Source organism: Cupriavidus sp. 2KB_3 (genome assembly GCF_052115685.1).
GTDB classification, from domain to species: Bacteria; Pseudomonadota; Gammaproteobacteria; order Burkholderiales; family Burkholderiaceae; genus Cupriavidus; species Cupriavidus campinensis.
This window is the reverse complement of record NZ_JBFRHD010000014.1, coordinates 153,924-177,989: the sequence shown is the minus strand read 5'-3', so window position 1 is coordinate 177,989 and position 24,066 is coordinate 153,924. Positions and strand designations below refer to the sequence as shown.

The 24,066-nt window shown below is 60.5% G+C and carries 21 protein-coding genes; 10 read left to right on the top strand and 11 right to left on the bottom strand.

Annotated elements, in window-relative coordinates:
* Window positions 1-951: 951 nt before the first annotated feature.
* The 3 genes from AB4120_RS16785 to AB4120_RS16775 form a co-directional block, all read right to left on the bottom strand.
* Window positions 952-1,989, bottom strand: a complete 1,038-nt coding sequence (locus AB4120_RS16785; protein WP_149138334.1) for an alpha/beta hydrolase family protein — start codon at window positions 1,987-1,989, stop codon at window positions 952-954.
* Window positions 1,990-2,390: 401 nt separating this feature from the next.
* Window positions 2,391-3,842, bottom strand: a complete 1,452-nt coding sequence (locus AB4120_RS16780) for an MFS transporter (protein ID WP_262389872.1) — start codon at window positions 3,840-3,842, stop codon at window positions 2,391-2,393.
* The gene (locus AB4120_RS16775; protein ID WP_149138333.1) at window positions 3,839-4,378 is read right to left on the bottom strand and encodes a hypothetical protein; all 540 of its coding nucleotides are present in this window, start codon (window positions 4,376-4,378) and stop codon (window positions 3,839-3,841) included. The genes AB4120_RS16780 and AB4120_RS16775 overlap by 4 nt, the downstream gene beginning before the upstream one ends.
* A gap of 115 nt (window positions 4,379-4,493) precedes the next feature.
* On the opposite strand from AB4120_RS16775, the gene AB4120_RS16770 reads away from it, so the two are divergent.
* The gene (locus tag AB4120_RS16770; protein ID WP_441642597.1) at window positions 4,494-5,387 is read left to right on the top strand and encodes a LysR family transcriptional regulator; all 894 of its coding nucleotides are present in this window, start codon (window positions 4,494-4,496) and stop codon (window positions 5,385-5,387) included.
* Between the two features lie 683 nt (window positions 5,388-6,070).
* On the opposite strand, the gene AB4120_RS16765 is transcribed toward AB4120_RS16770, so the two are convergent.
* The 3 genes from AB4120_RS16765 to AB4120_RS16755 form a co-directional block, all read right to left on the bottom strand.
* On the bottom strand, window positions 6,071-6,964 hold the full coding sequence (locus tag AB4120_RS16765; RefSeq protein ID WP_441642596.1) for a fasciclin domain-containing protein: 894 nt from the start codon (window positions 6,962-6,964) through the stop codon (window positions 6,071-6,073).
* A gap of 369 nt (window positions 6,965-7,333) precedes the next feature.
* Entirely contained in the window at window positions 7,334-7,858 is a 525-nt protein-coding gene (locus AB4120_RS16760; RefSeq protein WP_149139318.1) for a lipocalin family protein, read from the bottom strand.
* A gap of 537 nt (window positions 7,859-8,395) precedes the next feature.
* On the bottom strand, window positions 8,396-9,265 hold the full coding sequence (locus tag AB4120_RS16755) for a LysR family transcriptional regulator (RefSeq protein WP_149138331.1): 870 nt from the start codon (window positions 9,263-9,265) through the stop codon (window positions 8,396-8,398).
* A gap of 106 nt (window positions 9,266-9,371) precedes the next feature.
* On the opposite strand from AB4120_RS16755, the gene AB4120_RS16750 reads away from it, so the two are divergent.
* The gene (locus AB4120_RS16750) at window positions 9,372-10,358 is read left to right on the top strand and encodes a zinc-dependent alcohol dehydrogenase family protein (protein ID WP_149138330.1); all 987 of its coding nucleotides are present in this window, start codon (window positions 9,372-9,374) and stop codon (window positions 10,356-10,358) included.
* A 26-nt stretch (window positions 10,359-10,384) separates the two neighbouring features.
* On the opposite strand, the gene AB4120_RS16745 is transcribed toward AB4120_RS16750, so the two are convergent.
* Window positions 10,385-10,711: a hypothetical protein gene (locus tag AB4120_RS16745; protein WP_262389871.1), complete on the bottom strand. Its 327-nt coding sequence runs from the start codon at window positions 10,709-10,711 to the stop codon at window positions 10,385-10,387.
* 40 nt (window positions 10,712-10,751) lie between these two features.
* Entirely contained in the window at window positions 10,752-11,549 is a 798-nt protein-coding gene (locus tag AB4120_RS16740; protein ID WP_441642595.1) for an SDR family oxidoreductase, read from the bottom strand.
* Window positions 11,550-11,695: 146 nt separating this feature from the next.
* Here AB4120_RS16740 and AB4120_RS16735 point away from each other — a divergent pair, with 146 nt between their 5' ends.
* On the top strand, window positions 11,696-12,610 hold the full coding sequence (locus AB4120_RS16735; RefSeq protein ID WP_441642594.1) for an AraC family transcriptional regulator N-terminal domain-containing protein: 915 nt from the start codon (window positions 11,696-11,698) through the stop codon (window positions 12,608-12,610).
* 104 nt (window positions 12,611-12,714) lie between these two features.
* Here the strand turns inward: AB4120_RS16735 and AB4120_RS16730 are convergent, their stop codons facing one another.
* Window positions 12,715-13,488, bottom strand: coding sequence for an alpha/beta fold hydrolase (locus tag AB4120_RS16730; RefSeq protein ID WP_149138329.1), 774 nt, complete (start codon window positions 13,486-13,488; stop codon window positions 12,715-12,717).
* Window positions 13,489-13,649: 161 nt separating this feature from the next.
* Here AB4120_RS16730 and AB4120_RS16725 point away from each other — a divergent pair, with 161 nt between their 5' ends.
* Together AB4120_RS16725 and AB4120_RS16720 are read left to right on the top strand one after the other, a co-directional pair.
* Window positions 13,650-15,104 carry an HD domain-containing phosphohydrolase gene (locus AB4120_RS16725; protein ID WP_149138328.1) on the top strand — a complete coding sequence of 485 codons (1,455 nt, stop codon included), beginning with the start codon at window positions 13,650-13,652 and terminating at the stop codon, window positions 15,102-15,104.
* A gap of 414 nt (window positions 15,105-15,518) precedes the next feature.
* Window positions 15,519-15,704 (top strand): hypothetical protein, encoded by a 186-nt coding sequence (locus AB4120_RS16720; RefSeq protein WP_392388549.1) that lies wholly within the window; start codon window positions 15,519-15,521, stop codon window positions 15,702-15,704.
* Window positions 15,705-15,780: 76 nt separating this feature from the next.
* On the opposite strand, the gene AB4120_RS16715 is transcribed toward AB4120_RS16720, so the two are convergent.
* A complete protein-coding gene (locus AB4120_RS16715; protein ID WP_149138326.1) occupies window positions 15,781-17,064 on the bottom strand; it encodes an MFS transporter in 1,284 nt (427 codons plus the stop codon).
* Between the two features lie 272 nt (window positions 17,065-17,336).
* Here AB4120_RS16715 and AB4120_RS16710 point away from each other — a divergent pair, with 272 nt between their 5' ends.
* On the top strand, window positions 17,337-18,284 hold the full coding sequence (locus tag AB4120_RS16710) for a helix-turn-helix domain-containing protein (protein ID WP_149138325.1): 948 nt from the start codon (window positions 17,337-17,339) through the stop codon (window positions 18,282-18,284).
* On the opposite strand, the gene AB4120_RS16705 is transcribed toward AB4120_RS16710, so the two are convergent.
* Window positions 18,262-19,383: a lactonase family protein gene (locus tag AB4120_RS16705; RefSeq protein WP_262389870.1), complete on the bottom strand. Its 1,122-nt coding sequence runs from the start codon at window positions 19,381-19,383 to the stop codon at window positions 18,262-18,264. The genes AB4120_RS16710 and AB4120_RS16705 overlap by 23 nt on opposite strands.
* A gap of 359 nt (window positions 19,384-19,742) precedes the next feature.
* Between AB4120_RS16705 and AB4120_RS16700 the strand changes: the two genes are divergently transcribed.
* The 4 genes from AB4120_RS16700 (at window position 19,743) to AB4120_RS16685 (ending at window position 24,064) form a co-directional block, all read left to right on the top strand.
* Complete coding sequence (locus tag AB4120_RS16700) at window positions 19,743-20,717, top strand: PhnD/SsuA/transferrin family substrate-binding protein (RefSeq protein WP_149139313.1); 975 nt, start codon at window positions 19,743-19,745, stop codon at window positions 20,715-20,717.
* A gap of 50 nt (window positions 20,718-20,767) precedes the next feature.
* Entirely contained in the window at window positions 20,768-21,793 is a 1,026-nt protein-coding gene (locus AB4120_RS16695) for an amidohydrolase family protein (RefSeq protein ID WP_441642593.1), read from the top strand.
* 15 nt (window positions 21,794-21,808) lie between these two features.
* Complete coding sequence (locus tag AB4120_RS16690; RefSeq protein WP_187645287.1) at window positions 21,809-22,669, top strand: amidohydrolase family protein; 861 nt, start codon at window positions 21,809-21,811, stop codon at window positions 22,667-22,669.
* A 108-nt stretch (window positions 22,670-22,777) separates the two neighbouring features.
* Window positions 22,778-24,064 carry an MFS transporter gene (locus AB4120_RS16685; protein ID WP_149139311.1) on the top strand — a complete coding sequence of 429 codons (1,287 nt, stop codon included), beginning with the start codon at window positions 22,778-22,780 and terminating at the stop codon, window positions 24,062-24,064.
* Window positions 24,065-24,066 lie beyond the last annotated feature (2 nt).

Genomic DNA, 24,066 nt, shown 5'->3' with positions numbered 1-24,066 from the left:
CGTCTTCCATGATGGTTCCCCTTCGGTAAAGATCTCCGTAGCGTACGCGCTTCGCGGAGGCGGGGGCGACCATCCCATTAACACAGTCGTATGCCTACCCGCTATTTTACGTGGGCGACCGTGTCCGGTGATTCAAGGGGCTGATCCATGCCCATAAGAATTGTGCAGAACTGAACTCCTTTTGGGGCGATAGACTTGATAGCTGATAAGCATCGAGCTACGCCGTAGCCCCGAACAGCACCCGTACGGCATCCGTTATTGCCATCGCCAGCAGGCCCCAATACTCACGCACCATATGCCTAGCGAAACCCGCAGGCTTGCTGCTGAGGCAAGCACTGGTCCTGATTGACGGACAGTCCCGGATGGTCTTGAACAGGAAGGCGATCGTTAAATCGTATGTCGCCTCATGGCCGACCTCGACAGATCCTGAATGACCTTGTCGGGACTTGACCCGGCAACTGCTCTGCTCACGACTCTCCCGTTTCAGGCCAGCACCACCGCCCTACGAGATGCACCATCAACGCTGCACTGCACAAGAATCACGCCCTCCGCCATGCGACCTCCGGGCAAGTTTCGGCCGCCACAACGGGGATGCGGACGAAATTTGCACACTCGGGCAAGGTAGCAGTTCCGAAAGAGCCTTTGGGGCCGCCTGGACCAGGCAGTAAGAAGTTAATTGTTTGCTCTCGAAGAGTCGGTAAGAAGTTTATCGAAGCGTCGAAAAAACTGCGATCTAAGAATCAAGGACTTACGACCCTTTCGGTAAGAACTTAATTCTCTCTGCTCAGCGGTGACCTCACACATTAAAATTGAGTCTTTGCCAACTTCTCCGGGTGGTACGCAGTGGCACCCCATACGAGATGCCAGGCAGCCAGTTTTGCCATAGTGTCGCCTTGCCTGTGCTCTCAATCACCTATGTGACTGCAGCGGCGCGGAGTTCGGCGATCGGTATCAGTGCCATTGCTGCGCAAAGAACTCGACGACATGATCTTCCAGACTGGGCAAGAACGCAACTCGGTCGAAGCCCGGTGGATTTGCCGAAGCATCACCCGCCGCAGATGGCAGCGGGAAGGTTGGTTGCGCCATGAACGCGAAATGTCCTGCACCGGCCACTGTACTGGCTTGGGCTCTAGGCAGACTGGCGCCCACATAGCCACCGTGGTACTTGCCGTTGAGTACGTTGTCCTGCTCGGCCATAACGATGTGCATGGGCACGGTGATAGCTGCAAGGCTCTCGGGCGTAAATACTATGGCCATGGGAGCCAGCGCGAACACGGCGCCTATGCGGCGGTCAGGCACCGATACCAGTCGTGCATCCGGCGTTACAGGATTGATGCCTGGCGCTACGCGCATCCCGGACGTCTCGGCGGTGGCGGGGCCCTTGGCCAAGGAGCAATAACCTTGGTCGTCCCGGACCGTGGCGCAATGCTCCGCTGAACGTCGCGGATCTGCCTGCGCTCCAGCTAGTGCCAGCACGCTGTAGCCGCCTGCCGAGTGCCCTACAGCACCAATTCGATTGGCCGGAATGCGAGCCCCCCATTCGGGGCTTTCAAGCAGGGCATCCAACACCCGACTCAGTTGTAGCGGGCGTTCGCTAAGGTACCGGCCCGAGATGATGAGCGAGCGGTCCTGCCAGTTGTCGCCTGGGTGGCGCACGGCGGCTACCAAGTAGCCGTCCCGCGCCAGCCGAGTGCCAAGATTGTGGTGATTAAGTTCGGTGCCCCCAGTGCCATGAGAAAGAAGGATCAACCCCTTGAGCTTGATATCGGAGGGCGGGGCACCCGGGGCAACGATGGGCAGCCAGGGGCCCATCGGTACAACCCTGTCCGCCACAGCCGTGGGGTAGAAGAGGGCCACTATCAGGGGCTTGTCTTCCGCGATCGTCAGCGTCTTGTAGCCTGCGTACTGGGCACACGCGTCTCCCGCTATCGCCAGCAAAGCGGCGCCTACGAAAACTGCAGGTTGCAGGAACGTGCGAAACATGTTCATGGTGTACTTTCAAGAGGTGTTGATGCGGTAGGCATGCGGGAGTGTCGGCCTGTCGCTCGACGCGCGGCAATTGAGCTGGCTTACTTCCACCGTCGACGCAGATTTTCACAAGCTTTTCAAGAACTCCTTGGTATGTAGATGGAGGGACAGCCGGCTATAGTCTTCCACGGTGTAGCCAACTGCCTGAGCAGCTTGCTCGACCAATGCGTAATCGGCCGGATGCATTTTCAACTCAAGTGTCCGCTTGAGCGATACGGTCGGCTTACGAGCAGCGGATGTTTCCCGTAACCATCGTATTGCGACCAAGTGGCAATACTCGCGGATTGAGAGCCCAACGGTCTCCGCTGCTTTCTCCAGGCCTCGATAGTCATCGACGTGGAGATCCAGTTCAAGCCGCCGACTCAAGGTTGGGGAGGTATTCTGATCGGACACTTGGAGATCCCAGGATGCATGGCTACCGCTCGTGTCGTCGAGTCGTTTAGATAGCCACCGCTGTCACGCATGCGGAAGACGCTTGTTATGCCTGCAGCGAGGGTCAGAATTGCTGCGGTCATCAGTCCTATCCGTGTCGCGACGATCACGGAATAGCTGGTGAGCAGCATGCTCATGAAAACGGCGCCGATTGTCTGGCCTGTGACACGTGCGACGCTCTGCAGACCGCCCGCTGCGCCGCTACGCTCGCGCGGCGCTGACATGAACATATTGCGATTGTTCGAAACGTTGAACAGGCCGAAGCCAGCGCCGCAGAGCATCACAAAAATGCCGAGCGACAATGTGTGGCGGTCGACTTGCGCGAATGCTGCCGATGCCAACCCTACAGCGAGAAGAATTCCGCCAGTGAGGCAAAGTACCGCTGTCGGTAGCCGGTCAGCTAATCGGCCTGCCAATGGGGCAGTGATGGCGACCGTCAGGGGCCACGGCAACAGGTATAGAGCGGCGGCTAAGGGAGGCAGGCCGAAGGCGTGCTGCAAACTAAATGGCAGCGCCACCAATGCGGCCGCTTGTCCGGTAAAGCTGAGAACAGAAGCGATGACAGACAAACGAAACGAAGGGCGCCACAAAAGGTCCACGGGGAGCAAAGGCGCAACGCGCTGAAGCTCGCGCCGCCAGAGCAATGTCGCAAGAAGTATTGCGGCGACGATGAGGGGGAGCGCAATCTGGGGTTGTGTAGGCAAAATCTGCGCACCGATAAAAAACAGTGCGAACATACCCGCGCTGAGGGCAACGCTAGTGAGACCCACAACTCGACCGGTTCCCTTCACATTGGGTAATGCTTGTGCACAAAGCACCACGCAAACGCCAATAGGTACGCTCACAGCAAAGGTGCATCGCCACTGGCCGAACGACAAAATCGTCGCACCGAGCGTGGGGCCGGCGGCGGAGGACAGTGCTACCGTAACAGCATTCCATCCGATGGCGGCGCCTAGACGGTGTGACGGAACGATAGAGCGCAAGAGCGCGACGCCGAGCGCCAAGATGCCCGCCCCGCCGATGCCCTGCAGGAAACGTGCGCCGACGAGCCATGTCAAAGATGGAGATGCTGCGCACACTATCGATGCGGCAGTGAAGATCGCTGCGCCAGTGACGAAGACTCGCCGGTAGCCGATGCTTTCTCCGAGCGCCGCCGCGGGTAGCAACATCATCACTAGACCAAGTTGATATGCAATAACAACCTGCACGGCCGAGGCGGGCGTCACGTGCAAGGAGACTGCGATCGTTGGCAGCGCTATATTGGCGATCGCCGCGTCGAGTACAACGAGAACCATGCCAGCTAGGACGGAAGCGATGGCACATCCCCTTCGTCTAGGCTCAGCAATACCGTCTTGGCTGTCAGCGACCGCCTGCGCAGTCAAGGCGCACTCCAGAAGCCGTTACGCTGAACGTACCGCGTAATCTTTTTCTCGATAGCATCTTCCCATTTCAGATCACGTTCGGTGAAGCGGAAGAGCAGGGCAGGTCCCGATACGCATATCGTGTCGTGGATGTCCCCTGGTAAGTAGACCTGGGCCTGACCGGGCTTGACAAGAGTGGAGTTGCGCTTGACGAGTCGTGTTTCGCCGTCGGGGGTTTCGACGCGGCCATAAGTGCCCATCTCGCTTTCCCCTTGTTGGACGGCATAAATCACCCAGCTGCGGCCATGATCGTGTGGCGGACGATAGAGCGAAGCTCGCTCGAAGTGCGCCATAAGGACGAAGCCGTGCGTGGGGTCGCGATAGAGTTCTCGACTTGCTGGCTGATCGCGGTGCAGTTCGGCAAGCCATGGTTCATCCGGTGAAGCATGCGCTAGTGCTTCAATGTGCGTACGGCACGCCTCGACCAATTCTGTGGTTAGCGGCCCCCACGCGGCGCGTACCGCAGCCATCGTCAAGGTCAGTGTATCTGTTGCCATTTCTTGCTCCGTTGCTAGTGCCTAAGTAAATGGTACGAGCAACTTACAGCTGGCGGAAGGCGCAACTATTGCAAGTGATTCGTGCGTTAGACGCTATGTCATGTTAGGCTTGGGCATGTCGATCCCTGACCTAAATCTCCTGGTTGCGTTGGATGTCCTCCTCGATGAAGGTAGCGTCGCAGGCGCTGCGACGCGCCTTCACCTCAGTTCTTCGGCGATGAGCCGAACGCTAGCTCGTTTGCGGGAAGTGACGGGAGATCCATTGCTAGTACGTGCGGGCCGTGGCCTGGTGCCGACGCCTCGCGCTGATGAGCTCCGCGAGCGCGTCGGTTCGCTGGTGCAGGAGAGCCAACGCCTGCTACGACCGGCTAAGGCGTTGGACCTCTCGAAGGTTGAGCGCACTTTCACGATCCGTACAAGCGACGGATTCGTCGAAAACTTCGGCCCGCCGCTACTGGCGCGCGTCAGTGCGGAAGCGCCTGGCATCCGGCTGAACTTTCTCCAAAAATCGGACAAGGACAGCGCCCCATTGCGAGAAGGACGCATCGACCTGGAAACCGCCGTGGTCGAAGCCTCAATGTCACCAGAGTTGCGCACCCAGGCGCTCTTCAGGGATCGCCTTGTCGGCGCGATCAGTGCGTCACATCCGCTGGCCCAATCGGAGATCAGCTACGAAGACTATGCTGAGGGACGGCACATCATTGTCTCGCGTAGCGGCTTTGACGAAGACTCGATGGAAGGGAAGTTCCTCCCGGAGGACGTCCGTCGGTGTGTTGTGAGTTCAGTGGGTGGTTTCGCGGCTGCGTTGGCGGTAGCTAAACATTCGGACTTGATAGCAACCGTTCCGGAACGTCACACAGTTTCACTGCGCGAGGGCATGTTCAGCTTCCCGCTCCCATTGCGCGTGACCTGCTTCACCGTTTCGATTGTCTGGCATCCAAGGCTAGACGCCGATCCCATCCACCGCTGGCTCAGGGCGTGTATGCGAGCTGTCTGTGCCCCCGAGTAGATCTCGTTCATGCGAGTCCTACTGAAGGGTACTCAACCATAGAGCCACGTCTGTCTCTCAAATAAGGCCCTTTGCGCCCGATGGCGCCTTGTAGCAGATGGGTCTGATATTCGAGCCTCGAGTCGAGGGCGCCCGTGTTGCCTAGCGAGAATTACCCAACGTCTACACGGCTTGTCCCTGCCGTCCTGTCTACCAGCTATCAGTGAACGGGTCGGTCTTCCCGACGCGAGCGAAGTGTTCTTGCACGCGATATTCAGTGCCTCCGATGGGGATCGGGAACTTGGAAAGAGGGATCTCCGGGGCATTTACGGATCGCGTATCGGCGGCAACGGCCGATGCGGCGTATGCATTCGTGGCCACGCCAAATATAGCCGCGGCAAGGGCAGTCACCCGGGTTGTAGCCTTCATAGTGTCCTCACAGCGAAAAATCGTCGACAGCGGGCTTCAAACTGTAGCAGCGGTACGCCTCAATATTCGGTGCAATCAACGCACGTATATGTTGCGTTAGACGCCCTAATTTCTATCGTAGGCTGTCAGTGTAGGGAACGCGCCGCATCAAAGGTGAATGTGCCTTTAAGAAGCCGGACGCGGCCTTCGGCCGCCTTCGAGCCGCCCTTTCCGTCTGCAATGCCGTAGATGCTGATGTCGGGTGCACGGTCACAGACCGTGCACCGGTATAACACTCAGGGTGCGGGCAAGATGACTTTTTCCAAAACGTGGATGACGCCGTTTGAGGAGAGCACGTCAGTGCTAACAATGTTCGACTGGCGGCCACGCTGGTCCGTAATCGCTAAGGTTGATCCGACGGTGAACGTTTCACCCTCGACAGTCTTTATCGGCGTGTTAAGCGGAACACTAGCTTTCAGGACCAAGTCGGGCACCACGTGGTATGTCAGCACTTTCGTAAGCAACTGTGTGTTCGCCAGAAGTTGCTCCTTGGTGACACCCAGTTCAGTCAACAGCGATGCGAATGCCGCATTGGTCGGTGCGAAGACGGTGTAAGGCCCAGGCGCATTGAGCGTGTCAACCAATCCTGCGGCTGTCACTGCCTCCACCAGAATGCTGAAGTCGGGGTTGGCAATGGCGGTTTGCACGATTGTCTTGTCGGCAGGCAAAAGCACCTTGTCGATGACATGGATGACGCCATTGGATGCGGCAATGTCCGCTTGAATGATATTGCTCGTTCGGTTGCGCCCATCTGTGACGACAAGTCTGGTACCGATCTTGTCGATCTTGAAAAATCCACCCCCAACCGGATTGATGGGCTTACCGAGGGGAATCGCACCGCTTTGGACTTGCCCGGACACAACGTGATATTTAAGTACGGCTGTCAACAGCGACTTGTTTGTCAGTAGTTGGTCCTTGGTCACGCCAAGTTCACCAAGCAACACCGAAAAAGCATCGTTTGTGGGAGCAAACACGGTAATTGGCCCAGATGCGGTCAAGGTATCAGTCAGGCCCGCTGCCTGAACGGCTTCGGCGAAAATACTGAAACGGCTGTCGTTTTTGGCCACCTGCACGACGTTCTCGGGGGGATCGTCGCCGCCACCGCATCCCACGGTAATGGCAAGCAACATAGCACTACATAATCCTGTAATCCACCGTAGCATGATCATTCTCCAAGCTGTACCAACCAATAAGCGCTCCAATAGGTTTTAGTTTTTTATGCGGCCATAGACTGCCTCCTTCAACTCGCTAAGTGAAAAACCCGTCGTTTTTCTCTAAAGTTGCAGACCAAGTTATTGGGGCGCTGCTTCCTCGCGGCTGGTTCGAGCGCGAAGATTGCGTAATCAGCAGCGAGTGTCGGAGGTAGCTACTGCGACAAGGCGAGGATCACGGGCGCCTTGTCCACGGCAATCGCTGCAGAGGCAAACCGCGGCAGCGCAACCGCTGGGCTCTATCGGCTAGGTCGCAAGACAACGTGTATGCCATGCCAAAGGTTCCGATCAGGGCGCCGGGTCCTGACGCTCCTGTGTCACCCACACGAGCGCCGAGGTATCGACACCTAGAGCCCGCGCCCGCGCCACGATGGCATCGCGCCGCGCCGCAGGGAGATCCTTGTCTCGTGCCAGGATCCACGCGTAGCTGGTATCGGATCCAACTACCAATGCCCAGCGGTAGTCCGGATCGAGCGCAACCACATGGTAGCCAGCGTAAAACGGCCCAAAAAAGGACACCTTCAGCGAGCCGTTGGTCGGTGCTCCGGTAAATAGAGCCTTGCCCACGGCTTCCTTCCATTGGCCGGTTGCGTGCGCGTAGCCACGATTAACCACGCGCACGCTGCCGTCAGCTTGCGCGGTGTAGGTGGCCGATACATTGGTCAGTCCACGCTCGAAGGCGTGGTCGAGGCGAGCCAGTTCGTACCAGCGGCCTTCATACCGGTGTATCTCGAAAGGCGTCACGGCCGCCAAGCCGGCCGGCGGGCGGGTACTGGAGCAACCGCCCGCAAGGAAAGCAGTGCCTGCCAGCATCAGTATCAGCACGCCCCGTCGTTGGCGGCGCCGAAGGCCGAGCAAGACCTTGTGACGCACGGGTGACTTGGTAAGCACGCGAAATCCTCCGGGAATCTAGTGGGAGTGTCTTGGGCAACCGCAGCGGACGACCGGCATGAAATGCATCAGTCGCAGTCGGGGAGCGCCAAAATACTATGTCGGAAATAAGACTACTGCATGGTAACTAAATTTACAAATGGGTATTTAGATGGCGCCGAGGGTCGAACCTACCCTCTGGCTAGGCGAGGATGGGATGCGCGAACGAATCTGTTGCAGCAGACATTCAGGATCTGGACCGCGCCTCGCCAAACGGCGATGGATGTCCCCAGCTACCCGGCAAACTGAAAGGAGATCGAGGGGATCCCGGCTGTTGCGGCAGGACGAACTGCCCGTCGCCACCGTGGGCGAGTGATGCGGCTACGCTCCGCAGGCCGCGTTTGGCCGCGCGCCTACCGGCGCGTGCATCGCGCGGCGCAGCGAGACCCCTGATGCCCCATAGGTTGACGGCGTGTCCGCTCAGGGCTTGCCCAGACACTCGATCGTCAACGCCATCAGTGCACGCAAGCGCGCCAGCCGCCGCAGGTCGCGGTGGCAACCAAGCCAGACGTCGCGGCCCGGCGGCGCTTCACCCAGGTCGATACGCCGCAATCCCGGCGTGACGTCACCAAGGGGACACGGCAGCACCGCAAAGCCGCCACGTTCGGCGCACATGCGTGCCTGCACGCTCCGGTTGTTACTGCGGAACGCCGTGTTCGCCCTGGGCAGGATCCGCGTGGTCCACGCCACGTCAGGCAGTGTGCCGAAGGCGCTATCCATGCTGATGAGCACAATGCCATCACCATCCCCCGCACGCGGCGCCTCAAGATCGATGTGCCCGTACAGTGCATAGTCCATGTGCATCAGCTTGTGCTGGATGACATCAGGCTCCTCGAACGGCGTGATGCGAAACGCCAGGTCGGCCTCGCGGCGTGCCAGGCTGTACTGGCGGGAATCCGTCACCAGTTCCAGCGACACGCGTGGGTGCTGCGCCAGGAAGCGCGCAAAAACCGGTGTCAGCACATGAATGCCGAACCAGTCCGACGACGTCACGCGCAGCAGGCCGGTCAGTGCATTGTCCGTTCCGGCGAGTTCGCGCGTCAGGCCGAGTGCCTCTTCCTCCATTCGCTCTGCATAGGCAAGTACGGCAGTGCCCTCCTCGGTCAGCATGAATCCGTTGCGGGTCCGATGGAACAACATGTGGCCGACCGTCGCCTCCAGCGCGCGCATGCGCCGACCCATCGTTGGCTGGCTCAGGCCGAGCTTCCTAGCCGCAGCGCCGAGGGTACCCGCACGTGCGATGGCCAGGAAGATACGCAGGTCGCTCCAATCCGGACTGTTGTCATTCATTTTTGACTGCCAACTATTCAACATTGTTAATTTACATGCAAATTCGCATGAACGATGATGTCATCGTCACGCCCATCCCATGTCCCGGGCGAGAAAGGAGATCAAGATGTCCATGCAGGCACTGGTGCTGAAGCACCACAACGGCCCCCTCGAACTCACTACCGTTCCGCGTCCCGAACCCGCCGCCGGCCAGGTGCTGGTGCGCATTGCGGCAAGCGGGCTGAATCCGCTCGACACCAAGATCCGCGCGGGCAGCGCGGCGCATGCGAAGCACCCGTTGCCGCTGGTGCTGGGCATCGACATGGCAGGCACGGTCGAGGCCGTTGGCGAGGGCGTCACTGCTTTCCGGACAGGAGACGAGGTGTACGGCATGACCGGTGGCGTGGGCGGCATCCAGGGATCGCTGGCCCAGTACGCGGCTGTCGACGCGGACCTGCTGGCACGCAAGCCGGCCAACCTGTCGATGCGCGAGGCAGCGGCGCTGCCGCTCGCCTTCATCACCGCCTATGCTGGCATCGTGGACCGCGCGCACCTGCAAGCCGGGAAGACCGTGCTCGTACAGGGTGGTGCCGGTGGTGTGGGTCACGTGGCCGTACAACTGGCGCGTGCGCAGGGCGCGCACGTGTTCGCTACCGCAAGCGCAAAAGACCGGGACCTGGCGGAGTCGCTCGGCGCCACGCCGATCGACTACCTCACCCAGTCAGCCGAGGACTATGTCAAGGCTCATACGCGGGGTGAAGGCTTCGATCTGGTGGTCGATACGGTCGGCGGCGCAACGCTCGATGCGTCATTCGCGGCAGTGAAGCACTTCGGCCACGTGGTCAGCGCGCTCGGCTGGGGCACGCATGCGCTGGCGCCGCTGTCGTTCCGCGAGGCAACCTACTCAGGCGTATTCACGCTTTACCCCTTGCTGACCGGCAAGCTGCGCGCGCACCACGGCGAGATGCTGCGCGAAGCCGCTCGGCTGGCCGAGGCCGGCAAACTGAGACCGGTGGTTGATCCGCGCCGCTTCGATCTGGGCTCGGCGGAAGCCGCCTACGAGCTGGTCACTGGCGGTACGGCGCGAATCAAGGTCGTCATCGACATCGTCTGACGCAGGCACCGGCGGCCCGTCACGCGTCATCTGCCCGCGGTACCGGATAGCCGCGGCGGATGACATGGCATCACAGACGAGACACCCCAGGAGACAGTCCTTTGGTCGATCATGCCGTGAACGGGGGAATCACGCATTTCGTCCATCAAGCGGTGCATCGATTCCTCAGCCTGAGCAGTGGAATCCCACAACAGCGAGTCAACAATAGTTCCGTCGTCCTGAACCGCAATCCTGCGTAATCTGAAGCCGGGTTGCCTTTTCAGCCATATGTCAATATCGGCATTGGCAGCGATGAATTCCTCAATTGAATGCCCTTTCATCAGCCTGAACGTCGTGATTTCGATTGCCGCCATTATTTCAACCCTCTCTTCGCTTGCTGGGCACGGTCTTTTATCACTGCTGTCTTGTTGGGCGAACAATCACTTCGTTAACATCTACATCCTCCGGTTGGCTGATCGCGAAGCCAATGGCTTTTGCGACTGCACTCGGCGGAATCGATGCCTGCTCCACCATGCTCTGCGCCGCCAGGCGCGCCTCTTGCGCAGAAATTCCGTCGAACAGTTCAGTACGGGTGAGCCCTGGACTAACAACGGTCACGCGCAGTTCCTTGCTCTCTTGCCGCAAGCCTTCTGAAAGCGCTCGAACGGCAAACTTCGTCGCACAATAGATGGCAGCAGTCGGGTCGACACGATGCGCTGAAACCGAGGCCACATTGATGATATGGCCAGATCGCTGCTCACGCATAAGTGGAAGCACGGCCGCGATACCGTGCAGCACGCCGCGCAGGTTGACGTCGATCATCCGGTTCCATTCTTCGATACAAAGGTCTTCTACAAACGACAGAGGCATCACACCGGCGTTGTTGATCAGCACATCGATCCCGCCAAACGCTTGACACGCCGCTTCAACGAATGCGCGCATGCTATCGAGACTTGTCACGTCTAGCGTCCGCGCAAGTGCCCGGCCCCCAGCCGCCTCAATATCACGGGCGATTGCCTCGACACGATCCGTGCGCCTTGCGCCAAGCACGACCTGATGGTTCTGAAATGCGAGATGGCGCGCGGTTGCCTCTCCGATGCCGCTGCTGGCACCCGTGATCAGGACGACCTTGCGATCCGGTGGTAATGAAGAAAGGGACATAATAAGACTCCATTTTTTTTTAAACAGATGAGCGAACCCGCTGGTCAGCAAGTGTGGTGCCTGGCGGAGATCTTGAGTTAGACCAATGGTCCGGGTTTCATGCACGATTCTGCAAACGGACTTGAACGCATGATCTGCGTGACGGACAATCGTGGCTGCTGGTGACTACATAGCCTCGCGTTACACCGGGGAGGAACGTGCTGAAGGCAACTGACTACTATCGGGAGATGAGCTCCATCATTGCCCGATTTACGCGCACCGATGGCGAGTCCCGCACCGCTATCGGCAACCTGTTTCTAAATCGCAGGACGTCTCCGTCGCAGCCCATGCACACGACTCAATGGCCTTGCTTTGCCTTGGTCACGCAAGGTGCAAAGAGCCTGACACTCGGCGATCATGTCTTTGACTACGGGGTAGGCGACTGTCTTGTTGTGTCCGTGGATGTTCCTGTGATTTCGCGCGTCACGAAAGCTACGCCAAGATGCCCACATTTGGGACTGGGCATGGCCATTGACGGCGTCCTGCTCAAGGAACTCCTGAAGCGGGTAGACGTTCCGGTTGTAGCGGGCGGCGGGGGCTCGTGCAGCGTTGCTGTCAACAAGGCCTCATCGGAATTGTTGGACGCTATGCTCAGACTGGTACGGCTGCTCGAAAGGCCAGATGAAATTCCGGCGATCGCCCCGCTGATTGAGCAAGAGATCCTCTATCGCCTTCTTCAGGGACCCCACGGGCCATTCTTGCTCCGGATCGCGGCGATCGACAGTCCATGCAACAAGATCGCCAAGGCCGTCGCCTGGCTGCGTCAATACTTCGCGCTCCAACTCCGTGTCGAAGAGCTGGCGACCTACGTTGGCATGAGCGTCTCATCGCTTCATCACCACTTTAGCGCCGTCACTGCCATGACGCCATTGCAGTTCCAGAAGCAACTCAGATTGCATGAGGCACGTCGCCTCATGCTTGTGGAGCGACTGGACGTCGGTAGTGCCGGCTATCGTGTGGGCTATCAAAGTCCGTCGCAATTCAGCCGCGAATACAGACGGCTGTACGGACTGTCGCCGCGGCGCGACCTGGACAGGGCGCGAGCAACAGTCCATGGCGCTGTCGTCGTCTGAAGGCCGCCCCGACCGTCTCCGAGGCAATGCATGCTTCCCAGGGAAAGGTCGGCTCGCAAGATCTTACGATTTGGTAGGGAATAGCCGCGCTACCAGATTCGCGCCTATTTTGTGCTGGCTTTGACGGCGTCGAAGATTACCTCTGCCACGTCAGCAGGACGCGACTGCTGCGGCACATGGCTGGTCGGAAGGCTCGTGACCTTGGCCCCAATCCTCTTCGCCATCGCCTTTTCAAGTTCGGGCTGAATCATGCGATCATTTTCGCTGACGATGTACCAGGATGGCTTGGTAATCCAGGCTGCGGCATGGACTTTCTCGCCAAACGACTTTGCCTGGATCGGACCCTGCGTCGCCGCCATGACCCGGGCTTGCGCGACCGGCACATCCTGCGCAAAGTCGCTCGCAACCGCCGCGGGTGGCAGCGTCAGGTAACCGTCGGTGTCGGCGACCAGCTTTTTGATACCGGGCGGGGTCGGGTAGCCTTTGCCAAGCTCTTCCGTCGACTGGCCGGCGCCGGGCGCGAATGCGGCCACATAGACCAGGGCAGAAACCTTGTCGTTGTTGCCAGCCTCGGTAATGACGGTACCACCCCACGAGTGGCCTACCAGCACCACTTTCCCGTTCTGGTTGTTGATGGCGCGGCGCGTTGTGGCGACATCATCGGCCAGCGAATTCAGTCCGTTCTGGACAGCCTGAACTTTGACTCCCTTGGCCTGCAGCAAGGGAATAACCTTGGCCCAGTCCGAGCCATCGGCAAACGCACCATGTACGATCACGACCGAAACGTCGGAGGCGGCGCTACCGGCGGCAAAGACTGCGCCGCTTGCGGCGAGGCCTAGCGCGCCCAGGGCGAGAGAAATGGCGTTACGATTCAGCATTATTGGTTCTCCGGGTGATTTCACGACATGACTTCCGTGACATCCGCAAGTATCCGGAACCGGGCAATAGCCAGGTATCGGTCAATTGACCGACCCACGCCGCGCATTCCTGGGCGATCCGTGCGTGGGGCGCCGCGTGTTACCGCCCTCTACATATCAAGATGCAAGCCACTGCAATCAATGTTCCGCCCAACGACGCCATCCTAGGGTTGGCTTTCATCGGCGACCTCAGCATGGGCCAGCCGACGGACCACTCCCCAAGGACAGCGAGACTGGCGTCACAGCTGGCCGCGGAGGCGGGGGCGCCGGCAGGGCAATGCCTGGACGCCGTGCATGTTGCCCTCTTGCGTTGGTCCGGATGCACGGCAAATGCCACCGGGTTCGAGAGTCTGCTCGGTGACGATGTGGGCGGTCGCGACGCCATGCTGACGCACAGGTTGCCGGCGTTTGATGTCGAGACCCAGCAGCGCATTGTTCCGTTAGCGCAGATCCATTGCGAGGTATCGGGCGATATTGCGGCCATGCTGGGCATGAACGCGGGTGTGGAAGCAGGGCTGCGGCATATCTTCGAAACCTACGACGGCAACGGTATGCCTGGCCGTATGAAGCATCCAGACCTGCCTGATGTGGTTTATCACGTCGCGCTGGCCAGCGACCTTGAAATTCTCAGCCGTGCAAAAGGTCTGGAGCACGCATTGGCCTATATCACCGCGTGCGGCGATGCCAAGTATCCGGCGAGTCTGGGCAAGCTGTTGCGCAAGCATGCGCGAGACTGGCTCCATGCGCTTGACGCGGACGTGATACTGCCGGACATAGCGGCCGGCGGCGCCAGCGTCACTGAGGCACAAGTGCCGTTGACCGTGGTGGGCGACGTCGTTGACCTGAAACTGCCGTGGATGGCAGGACATTCGCGCCAGGTCGCGGAACTGGCGAAGGCGAGCGCTGCCATGCAGGGTCTCGATGCCGTCTCGCAGGATCGTCTCTATCGCGCGGGCCTGATCCACGGCATTGGCCGGGCCGCCTTGCCCAATCGGTTGTGGAATAAACGCGACAGGCTGCTGGCGTCGGACTGGGAGCGCATTCGGCTGATGCCGTACTGGACCCTGCGTGCCGCCCGACACATCAACGACCTCGCTGCGGAAGCCGAGCTTGCGTCATACGCCTATGAACGGACTGACGGCGGCGGCTATTTTCGCGGCGCCAGCGGCGACGCGCTGTCGCCGGCGCAACGAACACTGGCGGTTTCCACGGCCTGGGTGGCGCTTCGCTCCCGACGGCCGTGGCGCGAAGCCATGTCGTTCGACGATGCCAGTGTCCTCTTGCGCCAGGAAGCAGCGAGGGGCCGCTTTGATGCTGCCGTCGTCGATGCAACACTCTCTGCGGTGCGCGGCGACAAGGCGTGCGTGCCAGCACTCAAGCCGAACATCCATTTATCCGAGCGGGAGACTGACGTGCTGCGCCGAATCTCCCTCGGCGACAGCAACAAGGAAGTTGCGCGCGTCCTGGCGATCAGTCCCAGCACGGTCCGCACCCATGTGGAGAACATCTTCCGCAAACTCGACTGCTCGACCCGTGCTGCGGCGACCCTGAAGGCGTTTACGCTAGGGATGCTCTAGTCACCCCGGCTGGCTTGCCGCTCGCCACGGTGACCCGGCTTCGCGGCAACGTGGTTGCCGCAGAAGTGCCGTATAGAGCAGCCGGTGTCCACATCGGCGGCTATCGTTTAGCCTATGTGAGGGCATCGCCGTGCGAACGCCTGTACACGTCAGGGTCCAGCACTTCCATGTGGCAGCCGGCGCGTGCAGCGCCGTGAATCCGAACTTCTCGTAGAGCCCAGCAGCCGTCGACGTGACCAGAGTGAAACCATGATTCTGCAGCATGCGGCGTGCGAGCTTCCGCAACCGGCCGGACCTAATGGAGACGACAAGCCGGGCTCGGCGAGAAGTTGCTCACGCCGACTTCGCTGTGAGCAGGTCGATCATGCGGTTCGGAAGCGGCGACAGGTAAGCGCGCTAGCGGTGTCCGCGGCGGTGCGTTCCACGCATTCTCCGGAAGTGCCGACGCTGGCCGAATCGCTTCCGCCCGGCTTCGTGCTCGACAACTGGAGTGGGCTGTTCGCGCCGGCGGGCCTGCCTGCCCCGATCGCAAGGTGCCTGTTCGAGGCGGTGGCCGCCTTGCAAGCCAGCGGCATCGGGATGAAGGGCGAGGCAGGCTAGCAGTAGCCGTCGCGTGCTGCCCATGCAGGGTCTGTGCAACGGTATGGCGTGGCGGATATGGCGGTGGACGCTCGATTTAACTCCCGGCAGCGGCGAAATCCACATGCTTGTTCACTCTGGGCGCCCACTGGCGTCGTAGCAATAGCATTGTGCTTGCCGCCCCTGTCAGCAGGAAGACAAATATCGCCATCATGGGCAGCTCGTAGCTCTTGCCAACGTGAAGAAGCCAGCCTGAAAGGCTAGCCGAAACACCGCCGGCCAGGCTGGTCGCAACTTGCTGAAGGCCGGTGTTTAGCCCGACTGCCTGTTTTGGAATCAGGGTTAGCTTGCAAAGGGCGAGGTTGTTGGCGGTAACAAGCCCAAGCAATGAGAGCGATACGACGTTCCAGAACAATGCTGCTTCGAGCGAGGCCGCCCGGGCGCCGAGTAGAACAGTGGTGCCACCGAGGAAACCGGCAACGATGAACGTTTTCCGGACGGTAACCGCGTCTTTCCCGCCTGCGATGATTCGGTCGGCCGCCCACCCCGCGACGGCTGCAACGACTGCAATCCCGGCGAAGCTGAAGAACGTATAGAGCCCCGAGCGCGCAAGCGTGAGACCTCGCTGCTCGACTAGGTAGGCAGGCATCCAGGTCATGCAATAGAAGGCGAAATAGCTGTAACAGAAGTTGTTGATCAACCCGCCCCAGACGACTGGACTGGATACGAGGTTCCGCAGAGGCACCGTGGACGCGCGCTGTACCGCAATGGCAAGCTGGTCCTTCGAGGGATAATCGTTCCGGACCATCCGCAACCAAGGCACTAGCCAAATCATGCCAACCAGGCCCGTCACAATGAACATCGTCTGCCAGGAGTAGGAAACGATGATCCAGGCCGCGATTGGTGCGCCGAGCGCGGGGCCCATCTTGCCACCGATCGAGAATATGCCGAGTGCCGTGCCTTTCCGGGTTTCCTCAAAATGGTTGGCCAGGTAGCGGTATGTTGCTGGAATCACGATGGCTTCTGCCATGCCGATGATCAGGCGCATCACGATGAGGGCCGCAAGCGTCGTCACCAGTCCGGTTGCCGCTGCTGCCAGACACCACAACACAAAGCAAATCGCGTAAGGCCATTTCACGCCATAGCGGTCGACCAGCCAGCCCATGGGCATCTGAAAAAGACCATATGTCCAGAACACGGCCGAGTTGAGCCAACCCCGCTCGACGTTAGTCAGCGCAAATTCGCGGACAAAGCGGCTGTCAGCCAGGGCCGACGACAGGCTCGTGCGGTCGACGAATGAGATGAGCAGGCCGAACGCAAGAAGCACGAGAATGCCCCAGCGATTCTCGATTGCCGATTGTTTCAATTGGTTGGTCTCCATTGCCTTGGTGCTTGATGGCACGGCTTGTTCTTGTGGGCGGTTCGTGTTGCTGGAGGCAGGATACCTACTGACCGTCGAGGCGTCCCTGCACAAAGGCCAGATTCCCCAGGACTATTTTATTTCGGCGGGCCGCTGAAATTGGGGCTTCCCCGGAGGGTGGCTCAAGGTCGGCACAGTCAGGGGCAACTCCATGACCTAGGCCGTCGAGTCGTTTCGGGTCTAGAATGATGCCGCAGCGATTCTTGTTTGACAGTCGCTGAGATGGAGACAGCATGACCGAAAATACAAAGTCAAGATACCAAGGCGGATGGGAAGGCAGGACTGGAACCACTGCGAGTGTTCCGAAGGTCCGTCTGTATGTGGAGCGTCCGGAGAACAAGGATAACTGGTTCGTCAATGTCGGCCATGTCACCGAGCGTGGTCGCTGGAAGACCGAGCCGCATGCGCATCCGGCCTACGGACAGGTGATCTTCGTGCGCAGTGGCAAGGGCTTGATGAACCTGGAAGGCTCCAGCGTACCGTTCGAAGGACCTTGTGCCTTGCTGTTGCCAACCGAATGCGTGCATGGCCTGGACTACGAAGTCGATGTCGACCGGTGGGTCGTCACTATCGATGTCACCTACCTGGCCCAGCTCAATGCAAAACTGCAGGCGTTCGTCCAGCTCTGGTCATCGCCGCGCATGATCTCGCTGGCGGATTCTGCCGACGCGCAGATCGAGTTCCATCGGCTGATCCGCAGTCTCGAGCAAGAAATCCAGTCGCAGGCGGTTGGTCATGTCGTCGGCGTGGAAGCGTTGCTGACAACGCTACTGCTGACGCTGGTGCGCGCCACGAGCCTGGATCACATAGGCAGCGACAGTGCTACACGACAAGATGTTCGCTTGGCCGAGCGCTTTCGCGAACTTATCGACCGACACTACCGCGACAACCTCTCGCTGCAGGACTATGCGTCCAAGCTCGCGGTGTCGCTCGTGCAATTGCGAGCGGCCTGTGCGTCGGCCACGGGGCAGAGCCCCACCAAGCTTATCCACGCGCGCATTGTCACGGAAGCCAAGCGCAGCCTGATATTCGGGGACATGTCCGTGGAGCAGATCGCATTCTGGTTAGGATTTGCCGACGCCGCGTATTTCACGCGGTTCTTTCGCAAGGAAGTCGGTCAGACTCCTAGCCAATTTCGGCTAGCGGCGCGTCAGCAGCCTACTTCACAAAGGTCAAGCTGACAGGCGATGGGATTTCAGCGAAGTGCCCGGTGTCGGTCAGCCTGCCAGAAGTCGGATCGATGCTGAACACATTGACCTTCCCGCTGCGCTGGTTGGCTACCAGCATCCACTTTCCCGAGGCGTGTATGGCGAAATGCCACGGGCGCTCGCCGCCCGAGCTGGCGCGCTGCACCAGGGACAATTCGCCCGTATCGGGCTGGACGCGATAGATGAGCAACGTGTTCTCTCCGCGATCGGCCACGTAGACGAAGCGGCCGTCATGGCTCAACACCACTTCCGCACCACTCTTCACACCCTCGAAGGATCGGCTGCTGATCGGTTGCGATTGTAGTTGAGTCAACGAGCCGTGAACGGCGTCCCAGCGCAGCGTCACGATTTCGGCGGTCAACTCGTTCAGCAGGTAAGCGTAACGTCCGTTCGGCGCGAAAGCCATATGGCGCGGCCCACTGCCGGGCGCTGCGATGAATGGCGGCGGGTTCGCCGAGTCGTCTCGCGACATCTCGTGTGTGGCACGGTCGAAGCCGTAGATAAAAACGCGATCGGCTCCGAGATCGGACACCAGCGCATAGCGGCCGGAAGGATCAATCACGATCCCGTGTGCATGGGCACTCGTCTGTCGCCGATGTGGCCCCGAGCCAGTTTCCCTGATCGTCGAGGCACGTGCACCGAGGCTGCCATCTCCATTCACCTCAATGCTGGAGGTCGATCCACCGCCGAAATTGGCCGCCAGCAGCGTCATCGACGGGACATCAAGCGACAGATATGTGGTACCACTGCCACCGCTGGCTACCTCGTTCAGTCGCGTGAGCCCACCCGTCGCGCGATCCACCGAAAACGCGGTCACACTGCCTTCGCGCGTATTGTCATCGTCGACCGCGTACAACACGGGCAGTGTCGGATGGGCAATGGTCCAGGTCGAGCGCAAGCCTTCGGCGACCGGGCCGATCGCCGCAAGTATTCCAGTGGACGCATTGAAGCGCAACGCGCGGATCTGGCGCTCCTGCATGCCGACATATACGAGTTCGGTATGCGCAGTCTCAGTTGATGAGGCTGCGGCGGCAACGGCTGACGCAACTGGTGGGGAGAGCACAGCCACCATGGCCATCACCGCGCATCGCACCAATGTCTTCCTCCGAAGGGGCTGCGTCATTTTCTTGTTGTGAAGTTCATGAGTGAGCGCGCAAGCGTAGGCGACGGTGTGGACGCTCGTCCTTGCACAAAACGCTGCTTTTCTGGCACTTCCTGTCCGGCCTCGGGAATTCCCTTGCCTGCCGGCAGCGCCGGCATGGGGGTCATTGTGCCTCGTCTGCGCACCCACTCAAAAAAGTCCCAGTGAATCTGTCTTTTGTGTAGGGACGCTGCGCACCCTGCTCAATATTCTTGCTCTCCATCGCCACGACACGTCCGGCGCCACACCGTGATCTGGCCGCCGGGCGCGAGATACCAAAGGAGAAACAGTTGGCAAAGAAAGTCCCGCTCAAGATAGCGATTGCGGAGCACCCGCATACGTCGGCCATTCGCAACGGCTCCATTCCCATTGAAGGCGTGGACGCCGAGTTCATCACGGTACAGCCACAGATCGGTGCCTTCCGCCGCATGGTGCGTGACGTCGAGTTCGATGTATGCGAACTGGCACCCACCACCTACATCATCGCCCGTGCTCATGGCGCGCCGTTTGTGGGCTTGCCAATCTTCGTGGTGCGCCGTTTCCATCATGGCGGGCTACTGGTGCGTCCTGATGCCGACATCCGCCATCCCAAGGATCTCGAAGGCAAGAAGGTGGGGGTGCGAGCCTACTCGGTTACGACGGGCGTCTGGACCCGTCAGGTGCTGATCGACGAGTTCGGCCTGGATGCATCCAGGGTGACCTGGGTGGTCGACGACGAGGAACACGTCACCCAACTCGCGCTGCCGTCGAACGTGGTCCGTGCACCGGCAGGCAGCTCGCTGGCCGACATGATGGCCAAGGCCGAACTGTCGGCCGGATTCGCCGCGGCCGCCGGCATCGGCCGCACCGGCGCGCCGACCGGTGGTTGGAAGGAGGTCGAGGCCGACTATCCGGATCTGTTTCCGAACGCATCCGAACTGGAGTCCGAGTACTACGCCCGCAGCGGTGTCTATCCGATGCACGGCACGATCGTCGTCAAGGATTCGGTCCTGGCGGAGCACCCGTGGATCGCGAAGTCGATCTTCGACGCCTTCGCACAGGCCAAGCAGGAATGGTTGGTCCGGCTGGACGCCGGAGAAGCCACCGCCGCCTCCGACAAGAAGTACATCGAGCTGCGCAAGATCGTCGGCCACGACCCGCTGCCATACGGTCTGGCCGAAAACTTGAAGACGATCGAAGCCCTGGAAGCCACGGCGTTCAAGCAGGGCCTGACCCCGCGCCGCATGGCGATCCACGAACTGTTCGTGGACCCGCTAGCTCGCTAGTGCGCGCAGATTGCCCGTTCTCCTTGTTCCCAGACTCACACGGAAAGACCATGATTATCGATTGCCACGGTCATTTTACGACCGTCCCCGCCTCGTTCCGCGCGTGGCGCGCCAAGCAGGTGGAGTTCGCCAATGACCCCGCCAACGCACCAGCGCGCTCGGCCGCACACGTGTCAGACGACGAGATCCGCGAAGGCGTCGGCAACGGTCAACTGCGCCTGCAGCGCGAGCGCGGCAGCGACTTGACCCTGTTCTCGCCGATCGCAGGCCTGATGAGCCATCACCTCGGCAATGAGCGCACGAGCCTGGAGTGGGCCGAAATCTCGAACGACCTGGTGTATCGGGTCACTGAGATGTATGCGGAAAACTTTGCGCCGGTATGCCAACTCCCTCAGGCGCCCGGCGCCGATCCTGCGAACTGCGTTCCCGAACTGCGACGTTGCGTGGAGCAGCTCGGCTTCGTGGGCTGCAATCTCAATCCGGACCCCTCGGGCGGCTATTGGACGGGCGTGCCCATGACGGATCGCTCCTGGTATCCGTTGTACGAGGCTCTGGTCGACCTCGACGTCCCGGCGATGATCCACGTGGCTGCATCTTGCAACCCGTGCACGCACGGGACGGGCGCTCACTACCTGAACGCCGATACCTCGGTGTTCATGCAACTGCTGCAAGGCGACCTCTTCAAGGACTTCCCGACACTGCGCTTTGTGATCCCGCACGGCGGCGGTGCCGTTCCGTATCACTGGGGTCGCTATCGCGGCATGTCGCTGGAAATGCGCGAGCGCCCGCTGGAAGGGTTGCTCGACAACATCTTCTTTGATTCGTGCGTGTACCACCAGCCCGGTGTGGAACTGCTGACCAAGGTCATCCCGGCAGACAACGTACTGTTCGGCTCCGAGATGATCGGCGCAGTGCGTGGCAAGGACCCGGACACGGGCCAAAACTTCGATGACACGAAGCGCTACCTCGACGCCTGCCCGGCGTTGACCGATGCCGACCGCCACAAGATCTTCGAAGGCAATGCGCGGCGCGTGTACCCCCGACTGGATGCTCGTCTCAAAGCATTCGGCAAGTAAGGACCGGAGACCGTCATGACGGAACAGATTCCGCAGATCATCGATATTCATCCGCACATCATTTCCGACGATGAAACGCGCTATCCGCCGGCACCGTTGTTCGGCAAGCGCTCGGAGTGGTCCAAGGAGCGACCGACCACGGTCCAGACGCTGATCGCGGCCATGAATGCCGCGGGCGTCGCCAAGGCCGCAGTTGTGCACTCGTCCACAACATACGGCTTTGACAACAGCTATGTGGTCGATGGCTGCAAGCAGTACGCGAACCGACTGGTGGCCGTCGGCTCGGTCGATGTGCTGCAGCCGGACGCGCCGCAGCGCATTCGCGAATGGGTGGAGCGCGGTCTGGCCGGACTGCGCCTGTTCACCGGCGGGAGCACCAAGGAGTTTGATCCGAGTGAACTCGACGATCCGCGCACCTTCCCGGCGTGGGAGCTCTGTGGCGAGATGGGTCTGACGATGTGCATCCAAACCGGGCCGATCGGCCTGCCGCAGGTGACCGCGCTGGCGAGGCGCTTTCCGCAGGTGCGCATTCTCCTCGATCACCTGGGCCGCCCGGAGGTGGCGGATGGCCCGCCCTATGCCAAGGCACAGAGCTTGTTCGACCTGGCCCCGCTGGAGAACATCTATCTGAAGCTCACGCCACGAATCTTCGGCGATGTGAAGAAGGAAAAGGCAAGCGCCGAGACCTTCTTCCCACGCGTGGTGGATGAATTCGGTGCCGGCCGGCTGGCGTGGGGCTCGAACTTCCCGACTTCGCCGGGCACGTTGACCGAAATTCTCGCCACGGCGCGCGAGGGCCTGGCCTGCCTGAACGAGGCCGAGCGCGCGTGGGTATTCGGCAAGACCGCACAAAGGCTCTACCCGAGCCTTGCCTGAGGCGTCGGTGTGGCGGGGAAGGGACCGCCATGGACGGATTGAAGCGGTTCGGTCGATCCGTCTGCGGCGGCATGAAGTATCGCAGTGCATTTGAAGAATAAAGCGCAAATGGAGACAACCCTACCCGCAAGGCAGCAGACGGTGGGCCGCTGGGCCATCCTCGCCCTCCTGGCCGTCGGCGTACTGATTTCCTTCGTCGACCGCACCAGCATTTCGTCGGCACTGGCCGATGCAGCCTTCGTCAAGCAATTTTCACTGTCCAGCGTAGATCGTGGCTGGATCAACTCGGCCTTTTTTTGGACCTACGGCCTGTTCCAGGTGCCGATGGGCTGGGTGGCGGACCGCTATGGCGTGAAGTGGCCCTATGCCATCTGCTTTGCCGCGTGGTGTGTGGCCACGGCAATGATGGGCGCGGTTACCGCGCTCACTGGACTGGTCGTGATGCGGCTCATCGTCGGCATGACCGAGGCGATTGTCATTCCCGCCAGCTACCGGTGGATTCGCAACAACTTCGATGAAAGCCAGAATGGCCTGGCCGTGGGACTGCTGGCCATGGGAAACAAGTTCGGCCCGGCCATCGGCGCGCCCGTCGGCGCCTGGCTCATCGTCAACTATTCGTGGCAGTTTATGTTCATCGCCACGGGCGTGGCGGGCCTGATCTGGCTGGCACCGTGGCTGCTGCTGGTGCGCAATGATTTTCCGTCAAAAGCCGAGCTGGCCGTCGCGAACCGCAAAGCCAGTGCCGTTACGCTGGGCAGAATCCTGGTCAGTCCTGTGGTCTGGGGTGGTCTGATCACGAACTTCTGCTACGGGTATTTCACCTTCTACTGCATGAGTTGGATGCCCGCCTACCTTGTGGAGCAGCGCGGCCTTTCGCTCAAGGAATCTGGGCTGTACACCTTCGTCAGCTTTGCAGGCATCGCAATCGTAGCGGCTGTAGCAGGTTGGGCAGCGGACCGCGTCATCGCCCATGGCCACGACGCCATACGCGTTCGCAAGGCATTCATTGTCGCGGGATTCATCGGCGGCTGCACCGTCCTGCTTGGCGCGCAGGCCAGATCGCTCGACATGGCGCTGTTCTGGAATGTGCTGTCGCTCTCCTTGCTGGGGCTGACGACTGCCAACAACCTGGCGCTGTCGCGCCTGACATTGATTCCGAAGCAAGCCATCGGATTGGTCACCGGCGTGCAGCAAGTGGCCACGAGCCTGGCCGGCGGGGTAGCGGCAAGCCTGTCGGGCTGGCTGTTGCATATCACGGGCAGCTATGACCTGCCAATGCTCGTCATCCTGGTCTTCCTCGTGATTGGCGCGCTGGCCACAGCCATCCTGTTTCGCCCGGAATGGGCACCGAAACTGGCGACGACTCCCGACGCGCCGCGCGCTGCCGAGGCATGAAC

Coding starts and splice junctions, on each gene's coding strand:
- AB4120_RS16785 (WP_149138334.1), bottom strand. CDS start 1,989: ATGAACATGTTTCGCACGTTCCTGCAACCTGCAGTTTTCGTAGGCGCC.
- AB4120_RS16770 (WP_441642597.1), top strand. CDS start 4,494: ATGTCGATCCCTGACCTAAATCTCCTGGTTGCGTTGGATGTCCTCCTC.
- AB4120_RS16730 (WP_149138329.1), bottom strand. CDS start 13,488: ATGCTGAATCGTAACGCCATTTCTCTCGCCCTGGGCGCGCTAGGCCTC.
- AB4120_RS16725 (WP_149138328.1), top strand. CDS start 13,650: ATGCAAGCCACTGCAATCAATGTTCCGCCCAACGACGCCATCCTAGGG.
- AB4120_RS16755 (WP_149138331.1), bottom strand. CDS start 9,265: ATGAATGACAACAGTCCGGATTGGAGCGACCTGCGTATCTTCCTGGCC.
- AB4120_RS16710 (WP_149138325.1), top strand. CDS start 17,337: ATGACCGAAAATACAAAGTCAAGATACCAAGGCGGATGGGAAGGCAGG.
- AB4120_RS16760 (WP_149139318.1), bottom strand. CDS start 7,858: ATGCTGGCAGGCACTGCTTTCCTTGCGGGCGGTTGCTCCAGTACCCGC.
- AB4120_RS16715 (WP_149138326.1), bottom strand. CDS start 17,064: ATGGAGACCAACCAATTGAAACAATCGGCAATCGAGAATCGCTGGGGC.
- AB4120_RS16750 (WP_149138330.1), top strand. CDS start 9,372: ATGTCCATGCAGGCACTGGTGCTGAAGCACCACAACGGCCCCCTCGAA.
- AB4120_RS16685 (WP_149139311.1), top strand. CDS start 22,778: ATGGAGACAACCCTACCCGCAAGGCAGCAGACGGTGGGCCGCTGGGCC.
- AB4120_RS16695 (WP_441642593.1), top strand. CDS start 20,768: ATGATTATCGATTGCCACGGTCATTTTACGACCGTCCCCGCCTCGTTC.
- AB4120_RS16705 (WP_262389870.1), bottom strand. CDS start 19,383: ATGGTGGCTGTGCTCTCCCCACCAGTTGCGTCAGCCGTTGCCGCCGCA.
- AB4120_RS16775 (WP_149138333.1), bottom strand. CDS start 4,378: ATGGCAACAGATACACTGACCTTGACGATGGCTGCGGTACGCGCCGCG.
- AB4120_RS16765 (WP_441642596.1), bottom strand. CDS start 6,964: ATGTTGCTTGCCATTACCGTGGGATGCGGTGGCGGCGACGATCCCCCC.
- AB4120_RS16745 (WP_262389871.1), bottom strand. CDS start 10,711: ATGGCGGCAATCGAAATCACGACGTTCAGGCTGATGAAAGGGCATTCA.
- AB4120_RS16690 (WP_187645287.1), top strand. CDS start 21,809: ATGACGGAACAGATTCCGCAGATCATCGATATTCATCCGCACATCATT.